The sequence below is a fragment of the Mesorhizobium loti R88b genome, assembly GCF_013170845.1.
Taxonomy (GTDB): Bacteria; Pseudomonadota; Alphaproteobacteria; order Rhizobiales; family Rhizobiaceae; genus Mesorhizobium; species Mesorhizobium loti_B.
The window spans coordinates 2565754-2588097 of the sequence record NZ_CP033367.1 but is presented as its reverse complement, the minus strand read 5'-3'; the positions used below and the strand labels follow the sequence as shown (position 1 = coordinate 2588097).

Annotated in this window: 21 protein-coding genes; 14 read left to right on the top strand and 7 right to left on the bottom strand. The window is 62.1% G+C overall.

All coding sequences use genetic code 11. The features are described 5' to 3' along the window. The 3 genes from choV to choX all read right to left on the bottom strand — a co-directional run bounded on the left by choV (position 1) and on the right by choX (position 3101). Positions 1–1182 (bottom strand): choline ABC transporter ATP-binding protein, encoded by a 1182-nt coding sequence (choV, locus tag EB235_RS12460; RefSeq protein ID WP_027030681.1) that lies wholly within the window; start codon positions 1180–1182, stop codon positions 1–3. Next, entirely contained in the window at positions 1179–2033 is an 855-nt protein-coding gene (gene choW, locus EB235_RS12455; protein WP_027030682.1) for a choline ABC transporter permease subunit, read from the bottom strand. The genes choV and choW overlap by 4 nt, the downstream gene beginning before the upstream one ends. Positions 2034–2165: 132 nt before the next feature. Next, entirely contained in the window at positions 2166–3101 is a 936-nt protein-coding gene (gene choX / locus EB235_RS12450) for a choline ABC transporter substrate-binding protein (RefSeq protein ID WP_027030683.1), read from the bottom strand. Between the two features lie 279 nt (positions 3102–3380). On the opposite strand from choX, the gene EB235_RS12445 reads away from it, so the two are divergent. Next, positions 3381–3992, top strand: a complete 612-nt coding sequence (locus tag EB235_RS12445; protein WP_027030684.1) for a thymidine kinase — start codon at positions 3381–3383, stop codon at positions 3990–3992. Between the two features lie 6 nt (positions 3993–3998). Here the strand turns inward: EB235_RS12445 and EB235_RS12440 are convergent, their stop codons facing one another. Next, on the bottom strand, positions 3999–4895 hold the full coding sequence (locus tag EB235_RS12440; protein WP_027030685.1) for a DMT family transporter: 897 nt from the start codon (positions 4893–4895) through the stop codon (positions 3999–4001). Positions 4896–4991: 96 nt separating this feature from the next. Between EB235_RS12440 and EB235_RS12435 the strand changes: the two genes are divergently transcribed. The 10 genes from EB235_RS12435 (at position 4992) to EB235_RS12390 (ending at position 17383) form a co-directional block, all read left to right on the top strand. Further along, positions 4992–5849, top strand: a complete 858-nt coding sequence (locus EB235_RS12435) for a LysR substrate-binding domain-containing protein (RefSeq protein ID WP_027030686.1) — start codon at positions 4992–4994, stop codon at positions 5847–5849. A 156-nt stretch (positions 5850–6005) separates the two neighbouring features. Next, positions 6006–6395, top strand: a complete 390-nt coding sequence (locus tag EB235_RS12430) for a c-type cytochrome (protein WP_027030687.1) — start codon at positions 6006–6008, stop codon at positions 6393–6395. An 87-nt stretch (positions 6396–6482) separates the two neighbouring features. Continuing rightward, a complete protein-coding gene (locus tag EB235_RS12425; protein ID WP_051429661.1) occupies positions 6483–7850 on the top strand; it encodes a Mur ligase family protein in 1368 nt (455 codons plus the stop codon). Positions 7851–8127: 277 nt separating this feature from the next. Next, the gene (locus EB235_RS12420) at positions 8128–9216 is read left to right on the top strand and encodes a hypothetical protein (protein WP_027030688.1); all 1089 of its coding nucleotides are present in this window, start codon (positions 8128–8130) and stop codon (positions 9214–9216) included. A 40-nt stretch (positions 9217–9256) separates the two neighbouring features. Continuing rightward, entirely contained in the window at positions 9257–10402 is a 1146-nt protein-coding gene (locus tag EB235_RS12415) for a hypothetical protein (RefSeq protein WP_027030689.1), read from the top strand. Next, entirely contained in the window at positions 10395–10829 is a 435-nt protein-coding gene (locus EB235_RS12410; RefSeq protein WP_027030690.1) for a hypothetical protein, read from the top strand. The genes EB235_RS12415 and EB235_RS12410 overlap by 8 nt, the downstream gene beginning before the upstream one ends. Positions 10830–10841: 12 nt before the next feature. Then, positions 10842–12752 (top strand): AAA family ATPase, encoded by a 1911-nt coding sequence (locus tag EB235_RS12405; protein ID WP_027030691.1) that lies wholly within the window; start codon positions 10842–10844, stop codon positions 12750–12752. Then, entirely contained in the window at positions 12745–14082 is a 1338-nt protein-coding gene (locus EB235_RS12400) for a DUF6638 family protein (RefSeq protein WP_051429662.1), read from the top strand. Before EB235_RS12405 ends, EB235_RS12400 begins: the two co-directional genes overlap by 8 nt. Positions 14083–14185: 103 nt before the next feature. Next, positions 14186–15310, top strand: a complete 1125-nt coding sequence (locus EB235_RS12395; protein WP_027030693.1) for a DUF2333 family protein — start codon at positions 14186–14188, stop codon at positions 15308–15310. A 393-nt stretch (positions 15311–15703) separates the two neighbouring features. Further along, positions 15704–17383 carry a formate--tetrahydrofolate ligase gene (locus EB235_RS12390; protein WP_027030694.1) on the top strand — a complete coding sequence of 560 codons (1680 nt, stop codon included), beginning with the start codon at positions 15704–15706 and terminating at the stop codon, positions 17381–17383. 143 nt (positions 17384–17526) lie between these two features. Here EB235_RS12390 and EB235_RS12385 read toward each other — a convergent pair whose 3' ends face one another. Then, the gene (locus EB235_RS12385) at positions 17527–18171 is read right to left on the bottom strand and encodes a cysteine hydrolase family protein (protein ID WP_027030695.1); all 645 of its coding nucleotides are present in this window, start codon (positions 18169–18171) and stop codon (positions 17527–17529) included. Positions 18172–18299: 128 nt separating this feature from the next. Here EB235_RS12385 and EB235_RS12380 point away from each other — a divergent pair, with 128 nt between their 5' ends. Continuing rightward, positions 18300–19295 carry a GlxA family transcriptional regulator gene (locus tag EB235_RS12380; protein WP_027030696.1) on the top strand — a complete coding sequence of 332 codons (996 nt, stop codon included), beginning with the start codon at positions 18300–18302 and terminating at the stop codon, positions 19293–19295. Between the two features lie 56 nt (positions 19296–19351). On the opposite strand, the gene EB235_RS12375 is transcribed toward EB235_RS12380, so the two are convergent. Both EB235_RS12375 and EB235_RS12370 read right to left on the bottom strand, forming a co-directional pair. Continuing rightward, positions 19352–19912: a cytochrome b/b6 domain-containing protein gene (locus tag EB235_RS12375; protein ID WP_027030697.1), complete on the bottom strand. Its 561-nt coding sequence runs from the start codon at positions 19910–19912 to the stop codon at positions 19352–19354. Positions 19913–19917: 5 nt separating this feature from the next. Beyond that, a complete protein-coding gene (locus EB235_RS12370; RefSeq protein ID WP_027030698.1) occupies positions 19918–20184 on the bottom strand; it encodes a PepSY domain-containing protein in 267 nt (88 codons plus the stop codon). Between the two features lie 167 nt (positions 20185–20351). On the opposite strand from EB235_RS12370, the gene EB235_RS12365 reads away from it, so the two are divergent. Both EB235_RS12365 and EB235_RS12360 read left to right on the top strand, forming a co-directional pair. Next, positions 20352–21011, top strand: coding sequence for a response regulator (locus EB235_RS12365; protein ID WP_027030699.1), 660 nt, complete (start codon positions 20352–20354; stop codon positions 21009–21011). Continuing rightward, positions 21008–22342, top strand: coding sequence for an ATP-binding protein (locus EB235_RS12360; RefSeq protein WP_032925526.1), 1335 nt, complete (start codon positions 21008–21010; stop codon positions 22340–22342). Before EB235_RS12365 ends, EB235_RS12360 begins: the two co-directional genes overlap by 4 nt. Positions 22343–22344: the final 2 nt, after the last annotated feature.

Sequence of the window (22344 nt, the reverse complement as noted above, 5' to 3'; positions counted from 1 at the left end):
CTACCGCCGCAACACCGCGCTCAGCACATCCCTGATGCCGATAGCGCCAACAAATCGCGACTGATCGTCGAACAGCGCCACGGGCGCCGTCTGCGAGCGGTGCATGGCCAGCATCACGGTTTTCAGCGAGGTGCCGGGATTGGCCCAGAACACTTGCGCCGCTTCCTCAGACTGGCCTTCGACATCGGCGCAGGATACCCAGACCGCCGGCTTGCCGTCGCGTTCGGCAGCCGCCACCAGGCCATGCTCGTCGATCTTGAAGCGCGTCGTCTTGCGACGGTCGAGCCACACCCAGCCATTGTCACCATGCTCCAGGTCGCGGCTGTCGCGCATCACGTTCCAGGCGGTCAGCACCGACAACGGATTCACATTGGCGATGAAGTCGCGGACATAGTCGTTGGCGGGCCGCAGCACGATGTCTTCCGGCGCGCCGGTCTGCACGATGCGGCCGCCTTCCATGATCGTGATGTGGGTGCCGATCTTCAGCGCTTCCTCGAGGTCGTGGCTGACGAAGATGATGGTCTTCTTCAGTTGCGCCTGCAGTTGCAGCAACTCATCCTGCAGCTTGGTGCGGATCAGCGGGTCGAGCGCCGAGAACGGCTCGTCCATCAAAAGGATCGGCGCCTCGGTGGCGAAGGCACGCGCCAGGCCGACGCGCTGCTGCATGCCGCCCGAGAGTTCATGGGCATATTTGTTCGACCATTGGTCGAGATTGACCAGCTTGAGCTGGCGTTGCACGCGTTCCTTGCGCTCGGCGTCCGGCACGCCGGCGAGTTCGAGGCCGAGGCCGACATTCTCCTCCACGGTGCGCCACGGCAGCAGGCCGAATTGCTGGAACACCATCGCCACCTGCTTCTGGCGCAGGCGCCGCAACGTGGCCTGGTCGCAGGTGACGACATCGACGATCTTGTCGCCGTCCTTGACCAGCACCTGGCCGCGCGACACCACATTGAGCCGGTTGACGGCCCGCAGCAGCGTCGACTTGCCGGAGCCCGACAGGCCCATCAGCACCGAGATCTCGCCCTCGTGCACGGTCAGGCTGGCACCGGCGCAGCCCAGCACATTGCCGGTCTTCTCGAGGATTTCGGCGCGGGTCGCACCCTTGTCGATCATCGCCAGCGAGCCGGCCTGGTCGGCGCCGAAGACGATATCGACGTTCTTGAAATCGACGGCGACGGTCATTTCTTGCCTCCAACGGCGATACGGGTCATGCGGTCGAGCACGATGGCGAGCACCACGATGGCCAGGCCCGCTTCGAGCCCGAGGTCGATGCGGCGCGAACCGAGAGCGCGGTTGATTTCAGTGCCGAGACCGCCGGCCCCGATCAGCGCGGCGAACACCACCATCGACAGCGACAGCATGATCGACTGCGTCAGGCCGGCCATGATGGTCGGCAGCGCCGAGGGCAGTTCCACCTTCCACAAAAGCTGGCTCTTGGTGGCGCCGAACGCCTCTCCGGCCTCGATGATCGACTTCGGCACCGAGACGACACCGAGATGGGTGAGCCGGACCGCGGTCGGGATGACGAAGATGATGGTGACGATGAGGCCAGGCGCGTTGCCGAGGCCGAACAGCGTCAGCACCGGGATCAGGTAGACGAAGGTCGGCAGCGTCTGCATCAGATCGAGCACCGGCAGCATGATGCGGTAGACTTTCGGCTTGTGCGCCGCCCAGATGCCGAGCGGCACACCGATGGCCATTGCCATGGCGGCGGCCGCGACGACCAGCACCAGCGTCTGCACCGTCTGCTTCCAGAGGTTCTGGTTGATGATGAAGATCAGGCCAAGGAAGACACCGATGGCGAGCGGCCGCGAGCGCTGCAGCAGCCAGGCGATAGCAGCGATGATGAGGGCCAGCAGCACCGGCGGCACCATCAAGAGGACGTTGACCAGCCCGTCGAGCAGGAAATTCAGGCCATTTGAGAAGGCTCTGAAGATGGTGTCGAAATTGTCGGTGAGGAAGCCGAAGAACGCCTTTCCCCAGGCCCCGATCGGGATCTTGTGATCGACCATGAACTGCGAAATCGGATCCATCTTACCCCTCTTCGTCCAGGAGCCGCCCTGCTCTCGGCTCGCGCAACGTCATCTTGTCACAGGATATGAAAAAGGGCAGCCTTTTCTAAGATGGCTGCCCTTCCTGGTTCGGCCTTGCCGAATTCAGTCGGCTCAGCTTCCGAGCGCGGTCTTGATCGCTGCGGCGGCATCACCACCGTCGAATGTGGTCACACCGGCAATCCATGGCTTTACGGCATCCGGATTCTTCTTCAGCCAGGCGGCCGCCACCGTGTTGGCGTCGCCGCCCTTCAGGATCGCGTCCATCATCTGGCCTTCCATGTCCAGATTGAACTTCAGATTGGCGATGAACTTGCCGGCATTCGGGCATTCGGTGGTGTAGCCCTTGCGCACATTGGTGTAGACGGTCGCGGCGCCGAAGCCGCTGTCACCCATACCGTCGAGATAGGTGATCTTCATGGCGCCCATCACCGGATGCGGCGTCCAGCCGAGGAAGGCGATCCACTCATTGTTCTTCATCGACTGCTCGGCCTGGGTCAGCATGCCGGCCTCCGAGGATTCGACCAGCTCGAAACCGTCGAGATTGTCCTTCGGGTTCTTGATCATGTCGAGGATGATGCGGTTGCCGTCATTGCCCGCTTCGATGCCGTAGATCTTGCCGTTGAACTTGTCCTTGAACTTGCCGATGTCGGTCAGCGACTTGACGCCGGCATCCGCGACATAGGTCGGCACGACAATGCCGTAGCCGGCACCGGTCAGGTTGGTGCTGATCGTTTCGACCGAACCGTCGGCGGTGTAGTCCTTGATGTCGTTGGTCATCGACGGCATCCAGTTGCCGAGGAACACGTCAAGGTCCTTGTTCTTCAGCGACGCCATGGTCACCGGTACCGACAGCTGGATCGTTTGTGGCGCATAGCCTAGCGCGGTGAGCAGAACGGATGCGACGCCAGTGGTCGCCTGGATGTCGGTCCAGCCGACATCGGAGAGACGCACCGCCTTGCAGCTTGCCGCATCACCGGCAAAGGCGGCACTCGTGGACAACAAAGCCGCAAGGCCAAGGCCGGCGGCGAAGGTATTCATACGCGACATAGGTATTCTCCCATTGTGATTCTTTGGCGAAGCGTAGTTACGGTTTCTGTGCCCGCCTTGTTTCGTCAGCCAAACACCATTCTGGTGTGGATTCAAGCGTCAAGGCAATCACGATCAACGGCGCGGACTGGCCAATCAGCGACACGGCTGACGCTTTTGTCGTGTCAGACATTTTTTTGGGAGGGGCGAGAGAAGCTTTTCAGGGACGCTCCGGCTTTTTCAGGGGAATGCGGCGGCGGCCCCTCCCCGCCCTGGGCCAAGTCGGCTTAGAAGAGGAACATGGCCAAACTCTACTTCAACTACGCAACGATGAATGCCGGCAAGACGACGATGCTCTTGCAGGCATCCTACAATTATCGCGAGCGCGGCATGACGACGATGCTGTTCGTCGCCGGCCATTACCGCAAGGGCGACAGCGGCCTGATCTCGTCGCGCATCGGGCTGGAGACCGAGGCCGAGATGTTCCGCGACGGCGACGACCTGTTTGCCAGGGTTGCCGAGCATCACGAACATACGACGGTACATTGCGTCTTCGTCGACGAGGCGCAGTTTCTCGAGGAAGAGCAGGTCTGGCAATTGGCGCGCATCGCCGATCGGCTGAACATTCCGGTGATGTGCTACGGCCTGCGCACCGATTTCCAGGGCAAGCTGTTTTCCGGCTCGCGCGCGCTGCTGGCGATCGCCGACGATCTGCGCGAGGTGCGCACCATCTGCCGCTGCGGCCGCAAGGCGACGATGGTCGTGCGTCTCGGCGCCGACGGCAAGGTGGCCCGCCAGGGCGAGCAGGTGGCGATCGGCAAGGACGTCTACGTCTCGCTCTGTCGCCGCCACTGGGAAGAAGAGATGGGCCGCGCGGCACCCGACGATTTCATCGGCTTCATGAAGGGTTGACCGGGTTCACGCGGCCGAGACACGCCGCATCGGAAACCGCCAGCCGAGCCGCACGCCGAGCGTCGCCAGCGCGATCAGCGCCATGCCGGCCGCCTGTGCCGGTCCGAGCGGATGGGCATAGATCGCCCAATCGACGATGATGGCAACGACCGGATAGATGAAGGTGATCACGCCGATCACCGGCGTGGTCAGGCGTGGGAAGGCCGAATTCATCAGCACATAGGCAATGCCGGTGTGCAGGACACCGATCCCGGCCACCCAGCCCCACGACGCCGGCGGGATATGCTGGCCGATGCCGGCGAACGGGGCGAGCATGACGACACCGACCAGAGTCTGGCAAAGCACGGTGATTTCCGCGCGCTGTTGTCCAAGACCCTTGGCCAGCATCGTCGCCACGGCATAAAGCAGGGCAGCGCCCAGCGTCAGCGCGATGCCCAGCGCCCAGTTCGCATCGGCATGGCCGTGGGTGACGACGAGGCCGCTGGCCAGCACGACGCCAAGGAACGCGCCGAGCATCCACAGGATCTGGTCAAGCGAGATGCGCTCCTTGAGGAAGACCACGCCGATCAACACCACGAAGAACGGCTGCACGTGATAGACGATCGTCGTCGTGGCGATTGACGTCATGGCGAAGCCGGCGAAGAACGCCGTCCAGCTCAGCACCATGCAGGCGCCGGCCAGTGCGGCCAGCGCAAGGCGGGACGGCGACAGCGTCCGGTCCGGCAGATAGCCGCGCAGCAGGCACCATGCGGCCAGGAAGATCGCGCCAAACACGCATCGCCAGAAGACGACGGTGACCGGATGCAGGCCCGATTCCGTGACGAAGGCGCCAACCGTGCCGGCGATCGTCATCGCCACGGCGAGGCTCGCGGCCGGAAAACGGGCGGTTGGCAGGTCCTTCATCGCAGAATCCTCAAGGGTTGGACCATCTGGCCAGCAGCATAGCTTTCAAACAAGCGAATAGATTTGGACCTAGCTATTCGATATGCTGATAGCACCATGGCTGCTCCGCTCGACCTCAATTTGCTGAAAACCTTCGTCGCCGTCGTCGAGAGCGGCAGCCTGTCCAATGCGGCACCCCGGGTCGGCCGCAGCCAGTCGGCGGTCTCAATGCAGATGCAGCGGCTGGAGGAGATGGTGGGCACCCAGCTTCTGGTGCGAGGACCGAGAACGGTCGTCCCCAACGCGATCGGCGAGGATTTCCTGATCTATGCGCGCCGGCTGCTGAAGCTGTCGGACGAGGCCTGGGCAAGCGTCACCCGTCCGAAGGAGACAGGCAGCGTGCGCCTTGGCGTGCCGGACGATTATGCCGCTTTCCTGCTGCCACCCGTGCTGTCGCGCTTTGCCGAGGATCACCCGCTGGTGACGGTGGAACTGATCTGCGAGCAGTCGACCGCGCTGGTGAAAACCCTGGCCGAGGGGAAGCTCGACCTGGCGATCGTCACCCGTCTGCCGGACCAGCCGCTCGACGTCATCCGCCTGGAACGCTTCGTCTGGGTCGCCTCGCCAAACCATGTCGCCTGGCAGGCCGATCCCTTGCCCGTCGCGCTGTTCGAGCCCGGCTGCGCCGCCAGGATGAGTGTACTGCAGGCGCTTGGCGAAGCCGACCGGTCCTACCGTTGCACCTATTCCAGCGCCTCCCTGCTTGGCCTGATTGCCGTCGTGCAGGCCGGACTCGCCGTCGCCGGCCTCGCTCAGCGCAGCGTGCCCCAGTCGCTGCGCATCATTGGTGCCAATGAAGGGCTTCCCGCACTGCCGGATCTCGAAGTCGGCATCCTGCGCAACCCGTTGTCGACGACGCCGGCGGTCGATCGGCTGCATGATTTCCTGCGCCGCGACCTGGCGCAGCAGGCCTGACCTGCATGGCCACGCTTCCCGGCGCAGGCCCGGCCGCGCCATTGTCCTGAAGTACGATAGGAAGAGCCGGAGCAATCCTGCCATGATGCAGCGTTTGTTAAGGCCTCAGCCCTATTTTGCGCCATCTCGTTCCAGCCAGAGCTCTCCGGGTCAGCCATGTTTCGAGCCGTTTCCTCCGCCAGCCTTCTCCTCCTTGCGGCCACTGTTGGCGCTTACGCTGACGGCGATCCGGCGCTGGGAAAGAAAGTCTTCAACCGCTGCATCGCCTGCCATGAAGCAGCGACCGATCGCGACAAGGTCGGTCCGCATTTGCTGGGTGTCGTTGGCCGCACCGCCGGCACCGCCGAGAGCTTTCTTGGCCACTATTCCGAAGGGATGAAGAGTGCCGGTGCTGCTGGTCTCGTCTGGGACGAGGCAAATCTTGCTGAGTATCTCAGGGCTCCCAAGCTCAAAGTTCCCGGCAACAAAATGGCCTTCGGCGGCCTCAGCAATGACGACGACATCGCCAACGTCATCGCCTATCTGAAGGCCGATCCGAAGCCCTGAGCGATTTCTGCGCAGGCAAGCAGGGGGTTGCGCGCGCCGGCATGCACGCTCAGAATGTGCTGTCGTCAAACCCGGAGGACATCGTTCATGCGCGCCTTGGTCGACCGGGCGATGCAGGTGCTCAGCTTCGACAAGCAAGGAAAGACTCGAACCTTCTTTCGAGCCATCAAGAAGTGTTTCCATGTCGAACTGGCTCGCCGGCGGCGCCACCGCAGCAGGGCTACCGTGATCGGCATCACCGGCAGCTCTGCGAAGACCACCACGTCCGAACTCCTGGCCTTTATCCTTGAACCGGAGGGACGCGTCCACAAACAGACCAAAGGCAACACCTTCAAACCCCTCGTCCGCGGGCTTCGACGTCTATCGCGTGACGCCGACTATGCAGTGATTGAGGTTGCCGCCGGCGGCAAAAGCGGCGTCGCGGCAATGGCGGCCTTGCTCAAACCGGATATTGCTGTTGTCACACTGGTCGCCGACGAACATCGATCGATCTTTCGGGGCGCCGAAGCGGTCGCCATCGAAAAACAGTGGCTGGTGCAATCACTGCCGCTGGCAGGTGTGGCGATGCTGAACGCGGATGACCCGCGTGTCATGGCAATGGCCAAGGCGAGCATGGCGCGCACGGTGACTTTCGGGCGCGGTGACACCGCCGACTACCGCGCCACCGATATCAAAGCAGCCTTCCCAAGCCGACTGGCTTTGCAACTGCGGTGGCAGGGCGGTGCTGTCGTTTTGCGCACGCGCTTCGTCGCCGAGCACTTCTGGCTTCCGGTTGCCGCCGCCGCAGCCACAGCGCTCGAACTCGGCATCGACCCCGACCATGTCAGCGAGCGTATTGCGTGCTTCGAGCCGCTTTTCGATCGCTTCAGTGTATTGGAAGTTCCGGGCGGACCCGCTTTCCTCATCGACACGAACAAGGCGCCTCTGCATTCCCTCAACCTGGCTTTCGACGCGCTGAAAAAGGCCGACGTGCCGCACAAGCGCGCAATTGTCGGGCAGATTTCGGATTACGTCGGCAAGGCTGACAAGACCTATCGCGCTGTCTATCAAAACGCTCGGGCGGCGGCGGACGAGGTCATTTTCGTAGGCGAGAACGCACACCGCGCGCGTGCCTCTGATCAAGATCGCGATAGCGGCCGTTTCCATGAAATGCGATCGGTGCGCAAAGCCGCCGACCACATCAAGGCCACTTTGCGCCCCAATGAATTGATCCTGATCAAGGGCTCCGGCAATCTTCATCTGGAACGCATTGCCCTGGCACTGACCCAAGACGTACAGTGTTGGCAAGACCAATGCGGCCAGGTCAAAAATTGCATCTCTTGCGGCAAATACGGAATCCCTTTCGAACGCCACGCCGAGGTTCGTAAAGCGGAAAAGCGTGCGCAACGATGGTGGCGCCGTCTGCTGGGTATGAAGGGCTCACCCAACGTGCACAAGCGCGAAGCAGGCGGCTGATAGTGGTCGATTGACAACCACACCACCGGAAACGGAGCTGGTCTTCACCAAGCATTTTCATAGGTAGCGATTGCAACTTAAATAGCCAGCCACTCAACATAATGGCGACAGACAAAGTACTCAGCCGTCATGCGCACGCCGCGCCCGGCTTTCAAGGGTTTAGACGATTCTTTGTTTTGGCGCCTCTCCATGTATTCCTTCTTTCAATCCCCGGATGCCCCACATATATTCGCCGCTGTTCGCAGCCAGCGACCGGAAGCCGAAGCGGGAGGCCCCTATGGCGACATTGCAGAATTTCGATGCCGAAATAGCCAAGACCAAGCAGGTCGTGCAGGACATGCGCTCCAGGATCGAGCAGTCCGGCACCGTACTCGACACGCTCGCGACATCGGACAAGAAGATCGGTGACGCCAATTTCGACATCGAGAACGCCCGCATCGAGGATGTGCTGAAGCAACAGAAGGTGATGGAAGGCAACATCGCCGACCTGATCATCGGCCTTGAGGACGCGACCAACGTCTTCGGCGCCGAGTTCGAGAGCATGAAGAACTATTCCGGCTGGGAAAATTTCGTCGGCATCTTTTCGGCGCAACGCAAGCAGCGCCTGCGCACAGACCGCGTCCGCAACATGTCGCTGGCCGGCAACCTGCAGGAACTTCTGGCCAAGTCCGACACCATCGTCGGCATCCTGAAGGCGCAGAAAGAAGTTCTCGACCAGCGCTACAAGACCTCCGAGGCCAGCCTGTCGCAGGTGATCGAGCGCCGCAAGACCACCATGTCCAACCTCGAAGCCGTGCAGAAGCGCATCGAGGAGCTCAACCCGATGCTGCTCGACATCGAAAACAAGATCGCCGCCTCGACCAACCAGAAAGACCGCACGCAGCTCGAAGGCGAACGCTCGGTGCTCGCCACCGAATACAACGAGAAGCAGGCCAAGGAGCAGGAATTGCTGGCCGAGAGCCAGACGCTGGAGCGCTACACCTCGATGTTCCAGACCTTCGTCGATTCGCTCAACAACCAGATCGCCGCGCAGTCGACGCTGATCAACAAGCTGACCATCGATACCGAGCAGCGCATCGTGCTCTACAAGGCGCTGGAAGATTCTCTGAAGACCGCCGCGCAGCAGGACGTCGCCCACAAGATCAACACGCTGGGCAGCCAGGTCGACAACACGGCGGAAGAAACCATGGCCGGCATCGGTGCCGCTTCGCAAAAGCACATCGGCGACCTCCTGGAAATGCACGAGAAGAACATGGTCGCCAGCGCCGATATCCAGCGCCGCAAGAAGCTCGCCGACGACGCCTTTGCCCGCCGCTTCGACGAGGTGCTGAAGAAGCACAATTCGGCCAACTACGTGCAGTCATAATTGCCGCACGCATCGGTGCGACAATCCCAGGGCTGACAGCATGACCCCCGAAAACGACGCGGCGGCGCGGTATTTCTCGGCGATCACGGCCGCGCTCAGCGGCCTTGAAGTGTTCATGCGCGACGACCGCTCGCCGCTCTACCGGCACGGCATCGTCGCCAAGATCGTCGCCGAATACATCGCCCGGCTTGACAAGTCCTTTGGCTGCTGGCGCAACCGGCTGGGCTTCATGGATACGTTCCGCATTTCGCGCGCCGAAAGCGGTTTTCCGGTCTTCCAGAACCTGCTTGAACTGGAAAACGACCGCCGCCAGGCAGACAGCCGGCTCGCCAACATACCGCTGGCCGGCGAATTGCGCGAGGAGATGGCCGACTTCATCCTGCGCCACAAGGAATTCCCCGAAGCGCTGCAGAAGTCGATGGCCGAGCGGCTCTATCTCGAGGACGTCAAGAGCGAGCAGACTTTCGGGCCGTTCACGCTGGCGCAGACGGCCAAGGTCTCGGTCAATCCAAAGACGGCGCGGCCCTACTACCTCGTTCATTGGGCGACCTTCGACGGCAGCGCCAACCTGCCGCTGGTCTACATGGTGACAGTGGAGGATTCCTCCGAGAGCATGATCCGCCAGCTCGTCGACCGGGATGGCAAGCTCAACGACAAGGTTGACATCCCGCTGCCGGTCGATGGCCTGCTCAATCCCGAGCTCGCCCATCGCTTCGACGATTTCACCGAGAAGAACTCGGCCTACACGCTGTCGCCGGCGACGATTGCCGTCAACCTCGACAAGGATTTCGAGCCGCTGCATCCCAAGCAGTTGCGCCGCGTGGTGCTCGGACCCTTCTATTCCGCGGGCATTACCGACAACAATTCGACAGTGACCGAGGTGCTCGCCAAGGTGCGCAAGCCGGAGAATGCCTGGCTGCTGACCTGGACCATCCAGGAAGTCTATTCCAAGGGCGAGAAACCAGGCCGCAAGGGATTGTTTTCGAGCGAAAAGACGACGCAGGAATTCTTCATCAACACCGACGACCTGGAAGCCGCGCGCCAGGGCGTGTCGAGCTACGAGAACCACGCGCTCATCCCGCACGAAGCCTATCAGGCGCTTTACGCCGCCGGCGAAGCCCAGAAGATCTTTGGCGGCTACAAGGTCCACATCCTGTCCAACGGGCAGGTCATCTCAGATGTCTGACAGCGAGACGACAGCACCAGCACACACGCTCTATCGCGGCACGACCGTGGTCCTCGTAAATGTGGTGGCGTGGTTCCTGGCCTTTTTGTTGCAGCATTTTGCTCCAGAAGAAATCGTTGCAGCAGTCTCTGGCGCAGTTGTCTTGTCCGGAGCGATTGGCGGGGCATTGGCACTGACAAATTCACGCAGGCAAAGCGCTCTCACGGCAATGGCTGGACTTGTCTCGACTATCCTATCCCTGTGCTTGTTTGTACCGCTTACCGGCTTTCGCCTTGGCATGGCCGTCGGCGGAGTAGGAACTGCTTTCGACGCGATTTTGTGTTTTACCGTCATCTATACGTTGATGTTTTTATTCATCTTCGCAGTCGAGTTCGCGGCCAACTGGCTCACCCAAAGACGTAGAATGCGCAAGGCAGAGCACGATTGACATGAGGTACACATGGACACCGGCCTGACCACCATCCCGGAAGCGGCAATCGAGAAGCATCGCGCCATGGCGCAGAGCTTCATCACCCGCATTGTTGTGCTGGAGGATCCGTCGCGCGAATCCGGCACGGCGCTGGCCGGCACCAACCGCCGCTTCGTTTCCACCGTCTCGGTCGGCTCGGTGCGCCGTACGCGCGAGGTCGAGCTCACGAAAACCGTCAGCGCCGTCCATCCCGACGATCAATTGCTCACCATCGCGCAGCACACGCTTTTGTTTCGCGCCCGGCGCGGCACGGCGATTGCGCTGGCCGTATCGGATGTCTTTGCCGAAGGCTCCGATCTCGAAAGCCTGCAGGCGAAAAACACCCGCGCGCCGCTCGAGGGTGATGACGCGTCCACCTTCAAGAAGCTTTCGTCAGCCTCGGCTTACATTTCGGCCTTCAGCCTGGCGTCCTATCTGTTCCAGCTCATCGACAGCGATGGCGAAGCGCCCAACGACATCCCCGAGCCGGATTTTCTCTTCGACACGCCGCAGGACGCGGTGAAATCGATCCTCGCCGGCCTCGACAAGGCCATCGCAGGCTCGGCCGACGACACCGACCTGATGACCAGGGCGCGCGCCTTCGCCCGTGTCGCCATCGACGGGCTGCTGGCCAGGAAAGGCCGCTTCGACGGCATCGGCCCGTTCGAGAACGCCCATATCCGCATCGATGCCGATGATTTCACCCTCGACGGCTTCGACGTCGCGCCCGGCAAGCGCTCCAAGCCGCTGGTGATGACCTTCAAGACACCGGAAGAAGTGGTCGGCAACCACATCGCCAAATACCAGTCGGTCAAGCTCGCCAAGATGCTGATGGCCTATGATTTCGAGCGCGAGCTGAACCCGTTCGTCGAGCTCGGCGGCTTCCTGTTCACCTTCATCGGCGACGGCGCGCCGGGCACCGGCAAGACGACGCTGATCCAGATGATCGCCGGCCTCGTCAACGGCTACTGCCAGGTTGCCGGCTATCCCTTCGCCTACGAGAATTTCGGCGTCGACCAGATCTCCTCCTACCAGGGCAAGTCGGGCCAGAACTGCCGCCAGTTCATCAACAATGTGCTGAACCCGCGCGTCATCGGCTTCGGCACCATCGACGACATCGACCAGGTGGCGGCGCGCCGTTCCGACGACCGCGCCTCGGCCGGCCAGCAGGAAATCACCGGCGTGTTGATGGACGCCTTCGCCGGCGCCGCCACCGTGGTGCGCGGCAATTGCTCCTTCGGCATGTTCTCCAATTATCCCGAAAATGTCGACGACGCGCTGCGCCAGCGCGCCGGCGCTCGCTGGCTGGTCGACGGCCCGCAAACCCGCGACGACTACATCGACATCTTCGTGCTGCTTGCCGGCAAGAACCACGAGATTCCTCTGGGCAAGCACGAACTCTATGCCGCGCAGGAAATCCAGCGCGCCGTGACCGAGGCCTATGAGGAGCACGAGAAGCCGCAAGAGGACGGGCTGATGAAGGTCTATGAGCGCTACATGAAGGAGAACGGCGCACCCAAGACCATGGCCGACATCGGCACCTATCTGCACCTGATCAAGGACGCCGAGCCGCGCTTCACCGGCCGCGCCATCAAGAACGTCACCGACGCCATCAAGATGCGCGCCATGGACATCGAGCTTCCCGACGACTGGTTCGAGAAGCCGGAAGCCTTCATGCACAAGGGTTACGACGAGAAGAAAGCCATGATCGAGGAACTGCGCGGGCCGTTCTCGATGGACATGGTCATGCAGGAGATCAACCGCTACGCCGATTCCGAGTTCCGCTATTCCGACAAGTCGGATGATGCCGCCGTGGAGAAGCTTTTGCGCGACGCGCGGCTGCGCGAGCGGGCGGCGCGGGAGATGGAGGAGATGAAGAAGAAGGGCAATTGGAATGCGTAGACCTTCGTCGACGGCGGAAGACGCGCCGCACGCAGCCAAAAAACCCGACCTCCTCCGCGACAACGAACTCATCTACGGCCGCCTGCTCACCGTCGATGAGCCGCATCTGATTGATCGCTACAACAAGGCCCTGGCCGCGTTCGGCAAGAAGCCCACCAAGCTCAAAAGCTTTCAGATCGACCGCACCGGCTTCTCGCCCGAGATCGCCGACGAATGCGGCGACCCTGACTATCTCGACCCCGATGAGGTCAACCGCCGCTTCATCATCCTGACGCCGTCGCAGATCGACCTGCCGGTGGTGCACACCGCCTTCTCCAACACCTCGCAGCTGATGTTCGAGTTCATGTCCAAGAACCAGCGCGCCATCGACGCGCTGACCATCAAGGATGTCATCTACGGCGAGATCGAGGATTCCGTTCCCAAGGTCAACGACATCGAGGACCTGCTGTCGATCAGCCAGGTCGAGTTCAAGGTGCTGTCGGCCGAGGATGTGCTGGGCAAGGCCGCCGAACTCGGCAAGCTGGTCGACAGGCTGAAGCAGGAGCCCGATGCCTGGCGCGACAATGCCATGCTGACCCGCATGGTCGAGCTGGCCAAGGTCTGCGGCGATATCAGAGAGAACGCGCTGGTGCCTGACCAGGTGATCTTCCGCCACAATGCCTACTGGACCAGCCATTTTGGCGGGCTCTACGTGTTCGTCGATCCCGACATGACGACGGTGATCAGCGATCCGGCGGCCCCCGGCTTCCGCCGCTCGCGGCCATGGCAGGTGAGCTATATCTCGATCAGCGATGCCGATAAGGTGTTCAAGTTCCTGGCCTCGACCGGCCGCATCGAGCTACCGCGCGCCTCCTGGATCGAAACCTCTGGTTATCTCGAGCACCGGGCCGAGATGGTGGTGCGCGCGCTGATCCGCGATGCCGAGCCGAACCGCAATCTGACCGATGTCGACAAGGTATGGCTGCAGACCTGGATCCAGAGCCATGCCGACCTGATCACTAGGGACGGCAACTTTCCTTTCCTCAACGCCGCCAAGCGCCAGATTGCCCAACTCGGCAACCTCAAGATCGAGGATGTCCTCCCGCAGCAGCGCTTCCTGGTCATCCGCGCCAAGCCTGACCATCCCGACGCCTGGCTGACCAACCGGCTGATCTCGGATTTCGTGCCGTCGGACTTTGTCTCGCGCTACATCTTCAACAAGGACGGCTTCTACAAGGACTATGACGGCTACAGCGACGCCTGGCGATCGCATGTTGTGGACGTTTTGAAAACCACATATTTGAAGGACAAGGTGGCGTTTCGCACACGCCTCTACGGCCTGACTGACTAGAACGGAATGAACCGTTCATTTCGTTCTGACTTATTGTTTTGACGCATGATGTTGTCCAGAAAGTCTGCAATTTTTTGGCATCATGCTGAGGGGTGACACAGCCATGCTCGATCCGATCGTCAACTTCTTCACCAGGGTTTTCCAATGGATCGGCCGTGGCATCGGCCTGTTGATCGGCGTTATCCTGTGGCCCTTCATATGGGCCGGGCGCTGGTACACACAGCGCGGCTGGATCCTCAAGGCGGTGGTTGGCCTGGCCCTGCTGGTGCTGATCGGCCTTTACGCCAACTTCTTCTACGCCACCCAGTGGTGGAACAATTTCAACCCGAACTACCCCGACACCTACACGTTCGAGAAGCGCAACGTTTCTGCCGGCGAGCAGGTGGCCGCCGGTGCCGGCACCGACACCGCCAAGACCTGCGGCAATTCCGGCATCGCCCAGGTGGCGGCCGACCTAACCGACTTCAACGTCAACCAGAATGCCTGGATCTCGTCGATGATCCTCTACAAGCTCGGCCTGTTCGGCATCGACTGGGACGACACGCCGTGGATGGACAACAAGGCCTCGTTCCAGCGCGGCATCAACCAGGCGGTGCGGCGCACGGCGACCGAACTCGCCGACAATCTTGGCCGTGTGCGCACCACCTCGCAGATCGACGGCGACCTGCAGGACGCACGCGGCAATTTGCAGTTTGACGAAGAAACCTGGTATTTCGGCCTGAACCCGTTTGGGCCGAAGACACCGACGCCGAGCTATTACCGCGACGCGGTGCGCAAGCTGCGCTCGTTCAACGCTCGCCTTGCCACCTGCCAGGCCACCTTCGATGCCCGTGCCGACAATCTGAAACAATATATCGACCGCATCGCCAGCGACATCGGCTCGACCTCCGCCATCCTCAAGGAACGCGCCGAGAACCACAACAATGGCTGGTTCGATTTCCGCGCCGACGACCGCTACTGGTTCGCCTATGGCCAGCTCTATGCCTATTACGGCCTGATGAAGGGCGCCCAGGCCGACTTCGAGGATGTCATCAAGGAAAAGCACCTGCAGAGCCTGTGGGACACGATGGACGCGCAGTTCGTCTCGGCGTTGCGCATCCAGCCCTTCATCATCGCCAATGGCCGCGAGGACGGCTGGCTGCTGCCGACGCACCTGACGACGATGGGCTTCTATGTCCTGCGCGTGCGCTCCAACATGGTGGAAATCAGCAACGTGCTGACGCAGTAACGTCGCCTGGACACAATGCATGTCGCCCAAAAGTGGTCCCGGTTTTGGGAGGACGACATGCATAAAAACAAAAGGCCAAAGCGCGATGCGCTTTGGCCAGGCGATGGCGAATTTGCGCCGTCGCCTCTGTCGCATTCCGTGCATTGTGCGGCTGTTTTGAGACGGCGAAGCGACGCGTCCTCTGGCTTCTATAAGGCGCGCCAACCGGCACAAGAAGAACCAGCGACAGGTCGGCCGGGTTGCAGAGGAATTTTTCTCTATAGGAAACATAGTTGCATGCAAGTTGACGCCACGGCAGCGACAGGGTTAGAACATGCCCGCGCCCGGGTTCAGCATGCCTGCGAGTGAGATCAAACCCGTCCCCTCCACCGTCCAATCCGAAGGAAAGCCGTCATGGCCGAAGTGAAGTCCGACATCGAGATCGCGCGCGCCGCCAAGAAAAAGCAGATCCAGGAGATCGGCCAGAAGATCGGCATCCCGACTGAACACCTGCTGCCCTACGGCCACGACAAGGCCAAGATATCAGCCGAGTTCATCAAATCGGTGAAGGGCAACAAGGACGGCAAGCTGATCCTGGTCACCGCCATCAACCCGACGCCGGCCGGTGAAGGCAAGACCACCACCACCGTCGGCCTCGGCGACGGCCTGAACCGCATCGGCAAGAAGGCGATCGTCTGCATTCGCGAAGCCTCGCTCGGCCCGAATTTCGGCGTCAAGGGCGGTGCGGCCGGCGGCGGCTACGCGCAGGTCGTGCCGATGGAGGACATGAACCTCCATTTCACCGGCGACTTCCACGCCATCACCACCGCGCACAATCTGCTTTCGGCGCTGATCGACAACCACATCTACTGGGGCAATGAGCTCGGCATCGACACCCGCCGCGTCGTCTGGCGCCGCGTCATGGACATGAACGACCGCGCGTTGCGCGAAATCATCTGCTCGCTCGGCGGCGTCGCCAACGGTTTTCCGCGCGAAGGCGGCTTCGACATCACCGTCGCCTCGGAAGTCATGGCCATCCTATGCCTGTCGACCGACCTGAAGGACCTGGAAAAGCGCCTCGGCGACATCATCGTCGCCTATCGCCGCGACAAGTCGCCGGTCTACGCCCGCGACCTCAAGGCCGATGGCGCCATGGCCGTGCTGCTCAAGGACGCCATGCAGCCCAATCTGGTGCAGACGCTGGAGAACAACCCGGCCTTCGTGCATGGCGGCCCGTTCGCCAACATCGCGCATGGCTGCAACTCGGTGGTCGCCACCACGACGGCGCTCAAGCTCGCCGACTATGTCGTCACCGAAGCCGGCTTCGGAGCCGATCTCGGCGCTGAAAAATTCTTCGACATCAAGTGCCGCAAGGCGGGCCTCAAGCCGGCAGCCGCCGTCATCGTCGCCACCGTGCGCGCCATGAAGATGAATGGCGGCGTCAAGAAGGAAGACCTCGGCAAGGAAAACGTCGAGGCGGTGAAAAAGGGCTGCGCCAATCTTGGCCGCCACATCGAGAACATTCGCCAGTTCGGCGTGCCGGCCGTGGTTGCCATCAACCATTTCTATTCCGACACCGACGCCGAAATCCAGGCGATGAAGGACTATGTCGCCTCGATGGGCGAAGAGGCGATCCTGTGCAAGCATTGGGCCAAGGGCTCGGCCGGCATCGAGGAGCTTGCCAACAAGGTGGTGGCGCTGGCCGAATCCGGCGCCTCGCAGTTCGCGCCGCTCTATCCCGACGCGATGCCGCTGTTCGAGAAGATCAACACCATCGTCCAGCGCATCTATCGCGGCTCGGAGGCGATCGCCGACAAGTCGGTGCGCGACCAGCTCAGGGCCTGGGAAGACGCCGGCTACGGGAATCTGCCGGTCTGCATGGCCAAGACCCAGTATTCCTTCTCGACCGACCCGAACCTGCGCGGCGCGCCGACCGGCCACACCGTGCCGGTGCGCGAGGTCAGGCTCTCGGCGGGTGCCGGCTTCGTCGTCGTCATCTGCGGCGAGGTCATGACCATGCCCGGCCTGCCCAAGGCGCCGTCCTCGGAGAAGATCTTCCTCAACGAAGCCGGCCAGATCGAAGGCCTGTTCTGATCTTTGTCCCGACAATCAAAAGGGCGCCGCAGCGATGCGGCGCCCTTTTTGTTTGCGGATCGTTCTAAAGCGCGTCGCGCTTTAATCTTTGTTTTTATGCATGTCGTTTTCCCAAAACCGAGGCCACTTTTGGGCGACATGCATTAGGCCGCGCTGCGCGCCAGCGCCCGCTGATTGGACGCGTAGATCGTGTCGCGCTCCGGCAAGGCGCCGGTCTTCAGGCACTCGACCCATTCGGCGGTCTTGAGCACGGCGGCGAAGCGCGACTGCAGGATAACAGTCACCACGCGGTGGATCTCCTCGGCCGAGGCATAGCCGGCGCTGTTGGCGTAGGGCACCGAGCCGGTCGCGTCGGACAGGAACTCGACCGCAAAGCCCATATGCACGGCGTGGATGATAGTCGACAGGTCGCAATTGTGCGTCATGTAGCCGACCACCGTGAGCGTATCGATGGCGTTGGCGCGCAGCCAGTCCTCGAGGTCGGTGCCGGTAAAGGCCGAGGGCAGCATCTTCTCGACATAGTGGTCGCGCTCACGCCTGGCGATTTCGGGATGCAATTCGCCGCCGTGATTGCCCCTAGCGAAGATCGGCGAGCTCTCGGGCGCCATCTGCTTGACGACCACCACCTTGATGCCGGCGGCGGCAGCCACATCCATGGCGCGCGCCACATTGGCGACGCTGTCGCGGAACGGCGGGTGCTGGATGGCCAGGTTGCCGCCGTCATAGTCGTTCTGGACGTCGATGACGACGAGCGCGCGGCGCGGCGTGGTGTTGGCTGGGTCAGACATGGTGTTTTCCTTTCCGGCTTGAATGCGATGGGCCGAAGGTAGGCCGGTCGATAAGCGACCAAAAGTGGCCCAATTGACATCATTCGAAAGAATTGGGACAATCCGGTTTTCACTTGCCGGAAACGCCCATGAACGCCCCGATCATCGCCGTCCTCGCCTTCGACGGCATCAGCCCGTTCCATCTCTCGGTGCCGTGCCTGGTGTTCGGCGAGGACAGGACAGCGCTTGGGTTGCCGCGCTTCGACTTCCGCATCTGCGCGGTCAGGGCCGGCCCGATCCATACCGAGGCCGGATTGACCATTGCGGCGCCGCATGGGCTCGATGGGCTTGATGGTGCCGATATCGTCATTGTTCCAAGCTGGCATCATCTTGACGAGCCGCCGTCACCGCTGCTGGTGAAGGCTCTGCGCAAGGCACACGAGCATGGCGCATTGATCGTCGGCCTGTGTCTGGGGACATTTGCCATTGCGGCTGCAGGGCTGCTTTCGGGGCGCCGTGCCGCGACGCATTGGGCTTATAGCGAGCGCCTGCAGAAACTTCATCCCGACATCAATGTCGACCCCACCGTGCTCTACGTCGACAATGGCGACGTGGTGACCTCGGCCGGCGTCGCCGCCGGCCTCGACTGCTGCCTCCACATCGTGCGCGCCCGTTTTGGCGCGGAGGCGGCATTGCGGCTTGCCCGCCAGATCGTGCTTTCCCCACATCGGCAGGGCGGGCAGGCGCAGTTCATCGAGCATCCCGTGGGAAAAAGCGCGAACGCCGACCGCTTCACCCGGGCCCTCGACGCGGTGCGCGCCACGCTCGGCGAAGCGCACAGCCTCGACAGCGTCGCCGAGGCCGCCGGCCTGACACGGCGCACGTTCACCCGCCGCTTCCAGAAATCGATCGGCACCAGTTTTGGCGATTGGCTGACCAGCCAGCGGATCGAACTGGCGCAGCGACTGCTGGAAGCTACGGAGAAATCGATGGATATCGTGGCCTTCGAAGCCGGTTTCGGCAGCGCCACCTCGCTGCGCCAGCATTTTTCCGCAAGGCTCAGGACATCGCCGGCGCAATACCGACGGGAATTCTCCAGGCGGGCCGATCACGGCGAGCGCATGGCGCAGGCTCTGTTATCTTGAGATCGAACGGCAAAGGGCGCCATGCGGCGCCCCCTGCATTTCCACTCTCTTAGCGGTCAGGCAACGTCTTCCGGCGATGGCGCGCGCTTACGGCCGGTGATCATGGCGCGAACCAGATTCTCATGATGACGCAGGCTGGCGAGCAGCACGCCGCCAACATGCAGTCCGATCAGCACCAGGATACCATTGCCCAGGATCTTGTGCGTGTCCTCGACCCAGGCCACGCCCCACCAGGCATCGGTGGTCTGCATCCAGCCGGTCAGCGCAATTCCCGCCACGCAAGCCAGAAGCGCCAGCACCATGGCACCGCCGGCGGGGTTGTGGCCGAGATAACGCTTTTCATCGCCATGCGCCACGTCGGCGAGATAAGAACTCACCACGCGCGGCCCACGCACGAACTGACGGAAGCGCGTGTATCCAGATCCAACCAAGCCGGCGATCAGCCGGGAAGCTATCAACACGCCCGCGCTGTAGCCGGCCAACTCATGCACCTTCATGATTTCGCCGGAAGAAAGCCACGCCACAGCAACACACAGGACCAGCGACCAGTGAAAGAGGCGGACATAAGGGCTCCAGACCTTGACCAATTGTTCTCGTGTCGAAACGGTGGCGTTCATGGCGATCAACCGTCGTCGGAATCGGCGCCGACCGACTCGAGCGTCTTGGGATTGAAGACCGCTTCCAGCTTCTTGCCATTGGCGTCGAGCGCCTTGGCTTCATAGCAGCCATGTTCCGTCTTGATGCTGCGAACTTTCCAACCTTCGCTTTCAAGCTTCTTCTGCAGGGCTTCGCGCGGCTGCCACTGGTCGGTCGGCACATCGCATTTGTCGGCGGCGAAGGCCGGCCCGGCAAAAGCCATAACCAGCGCGGTCAGGATCAAGGTCTTCATCTTGTTTTCTCCATCGGCCAATTCCGATGTCGAGGACCTTGGCCGCAAAACCTGACAGCAGCCTGAACACGCATCGCATCGTGCAAAAGCCTCAGTTGGCTTTCATTCAGCTTCCTGTCAGCCTCGTGCCGCATGAAGGCGGCGTGTTGCCGCGACACGGAGGCGAAGTGCGCGTTCTGCTGATCGAAGATGACCGGGTGCTGGGCGAAGCGGTGCGCGACCATATCGCTGCCGACGGCCACGCCGTGGACTGGAGCACGACGCTTGGCGGTGCGGGCGATCACCTCCGTGTCGTCTCCTATGAACTCGTCCTGCTCGACCTGCATCTGCCCGACGGCAAGGGCCTCGAATTCCTGCAGACGCTACGCCGGGAAGGTACCGATACGCCAGTCATCATCCTGACCGCGCGCGACCAGCTCTCGGACCGCATAGCGGGGCTGAACTCCGGGGCGGACGACTATCTGGTCAAGCCGTTCGATCTCAGCGAGTTGTCCGCACGCCTTGCCGCGGTCGCGCGTCGTTATGGGGGGAACCCCAATCCCTTGATCCGGCTTGGGCCGGTCGAAATCGACCAGGCCGCGCGCCGCGTTATCGTCGACGGCGTGGAGGCCATGCTGACGTCGCGCGAATGGGCGGTGCTGGAGCAGTTCTTGCGCCGGCCCGGCGTTACCGTCGCCAAGAACCAGATCGAGGATGCGCTCTATGCCTTCGGCGCGGAGATCGAAAGCAACACCGTCGAAGTCTATGTCAGCCGCCTGCGCAAGAAGATCGGGCGCGAGACCCTCACGACCGTAAGGGGGCTGGGCTACCGCCTGGCATCTCCATGAGGGTCTTCAACAGCCTTGTGGGTCGCCTCGTTGCTTCGCTGATCCTGCTCACGGTGGCCTTCGGCTTGGTCGCAGCGGGCACCGGCAGCATCACGCTGCATCGTGAAATCAACGAAGCCATGGACAGTTCCATGCAGGAAGCAGCGCGTCGGCTGCTGCCGCTGGTCATCGACGATCTTTTCGGACGCGAGGCGTCGCAATCGCCGCGCAGGCTTGCGGAGGCTGTTTCAGACGATGACGGCGACCGCCTGATTTTCCAGGTGCGGGACGCCGGCGGTCGCGTTCTCATACACTCCTATGATGCTCCCGCGGAGCCGCTCACGGCTGACCTCGCGAAAGGTTTTTCTGAGGCCGCTGGATGGCGCATCTACACCGAGCCGGCGGTCAGCGGCACCGTTTTCATCCAGGTCGCCGAGCTCGACGCACGGCGCAATGAGGAAACGTTCGAAGCCGCCACCGGCTTCCTGATACCGATGGTCATCCTCATCCCGTTGAGCGCACTTGTCGCGTGGCTGACCCTGGCGCGTTTCCTGAGACCGATCGCGACACTGCGCGGCGAGATCAGCGCCCGTCACGGCGACAACCTTGCCCCGATCCGCACCGAAGACCTGCCCTCCGAACTTGCGGCAATCGCCAAGTCGGTCAACAGCCTGATGCGGCGCCTGCACATGGCGCTCGACGCCGAAAAGGAATTCACCGCGAACGCCGCGCATGAATTGCGCACGCCGATCGCCGGCGCATTGGCACAAACGGAGCGCCTGATCGCGGAAGCTCCCGACGAGGCGGCAAGAAAACGCCCGCGCCAGATAAAGGCCGCCCTATCCGACCTCGCCGGCCTGTCCGAAAAGCTGATGCAGCTGGCGCGCGCCGATGCCGGAGTAGCGATCGCCGGCAAGTCAGCCGACCTTGCCGCGGTCGCCGCATTGGTGGTCGCGGACTTCGAGCAGCACGGCCAGAACAAGCGTCGCCTTCGCCTTGAAACGCCCGACAAAGGCAAGGCGCTGGCCGCGATTGATACGGATGCATTGGCCATCGTCCTGCGCAACCTCATCGAGAATGCCTTGCGGCATGGCACCGAAGGCGGCGAGGTTGTCGTTCGCATCGACGAGGATGCCCAGCTCAGCGTGATCAATCAAGGCCCGGTGGTCCTGACCCCAGCCGGTCTCGTCAAACGGTTCGAACGCGGCGCAACGCGTGCCGACGGATCGGGACTCGGACTGGCGATCGTCAACAAGATCCTGCAACAGATCGATGCAACGTTGATCCTGAACTCACCGGCATCCGGCCGGCAGGACGGTTTTGAAGCGACGATCCGGTTTCCCGCCGTGTAATG

Excerpts from the sequence above, each read along its gene's own strand:
- EB235_RS12370 (WP_027030698.1), bottom strand. The coding sequence starts at position 20,184 with ATGAAGACCTTGATCCTGACCGCGCTGGTTATGGCTTTTGCCGGGCCG.
- EB235_RS12430 (WP_027030687.1), top strand. The coding sequence starts at position 6,006 with ATGTTTCGAGCCGTTTCCTCCGCCAGCCTTCTCCTCCTTGCGGCCACT.
- EB235_RS12445 (WP_027030684.1), top strand. The coding sequence starts at position 3,381 with ATGGCCAAACTCTACTTCAACTACGCAACGATGAATGCCGGCAAGACG.
- EB235_RS12405 (WP_027030691.1), top strand. The coding sequence starts at position 10,842 with ATGGACACCGGCCTGACCACCATCCCGGAAGCGGCAATCGAGAAGCAT.
- EB235_RS12410 (WP_027030690.1), top strand. The coding sequence starts at position 10,395 with ATGTCTGACAGCGAGACGACAGCACCAGCACACACGCTCTATCGCGGC.
- EB235_RS12400 (WP_051429662.1), top strand. The coding sequence starts at position 12,745 with ATGCGTAGACCTTCGTCGACGGCGGAAGACGCGCCGCACGCAGCCAAA.
- choX (WP_027030683.1), bottom strand. The coding sequence starts at position 3,101 with ATGTCGCGTATGAATACCTTCGCCGCCGGCCTTGGCCTTGCGGCTTTG.
- choW (WP_027030682.1), bottom strand. The coding sequence starts at position 2,033 with ATGGATCCGATTTCGCAGTTCATGGTCGATCACAAGATCCCGATCGGG.
- EB235_RS12440 (WP_027030685.1), bottom strand. The coding sequence starts at position 4,895 with ATGAAGGACCTGCCAACCGCCCGTTTTCCGGCCGCGAGCCTCGCCGTG.
- EB235_RS12385 (WP_027030695.1), bottom strand. The coding sequence starts at position 18,171 with ATGTCTGACCCAGCCAACACCACGCCGCGCCGCGCGCTCGTCGTCATC.
- choV (WP_027030681.1), bottom strand. The coding sequence starts at position 1,182 with ATGACCGTCGCCGTCGATTTCAAGAACGTCGATATCGTCTTCGGCGCC.
- EB235_RS12375 (WP_027030697.1), bottom strand. The coding sequence starts at position 19,912 with ATGAACGCCACCGTTTCGACACGAGAACAATTGGTCAAGGTCTGGAGC.
- EB235_RS12380 (WP_027030696.1), top strand. The coding sequence starts at position 18,300 with ATGAACGCCCCGATCATCGCCGTCCTCGCCTTCGACGGCATCAGCCCG.
- EB235_RS12420 (WP_027030688.1), top strand. The coding sequence starts at position 8,128 with ATGGCGACATTGCAGAATTTCGATGCCGAAATAGCCAAGACCAAGCAG.
- EB235_RS12395 (WP_027030693.1), top strand. The coding sequence starts at position 14,186 with ATGCTCGATCCGATCGTCAACTTCTTCACCAGGGTTTTCCAATGGATC.
- EB235_RS12435 (WP_027030686.1), top strand. The coding sequence starts at position 4,992 with ATGGCTGCTCCGCTCGACCTCAATTTGCTGAAAACCTTCGTCGCCGTC.
- EB235_RS12425 (WP_051429661.1), top strand. The coding sequence starts at position 6,483 with ATGCGCGCCTTGGTCGACCGGGCGATGCAGGTGCTCAGCTTCGACAAG.
- EB235_RS12390 (WP_027030694.1), top strand. The coding sequence starts at position 15,704 with ATGGCCGAAGTGAAGTCCGACATCGAGATCGCGCGCGCCGCCAAGAAA.
- EB235_RS12360 (WP_032925526.1), top strand. The coding sequence starts at position 21,008 with ATGAGGGTCTTCAACAGCCTTGTGGGTCGCCTCGTTGCTTCGCTGATC.
- EB235_RS12415 (WP_027030689.1), top strand. The coding sequence starts at position 9,257 with ATGACCCCCGAAAACGACGCGGCGGCGCGGTATTTCTCGGCGATCACG.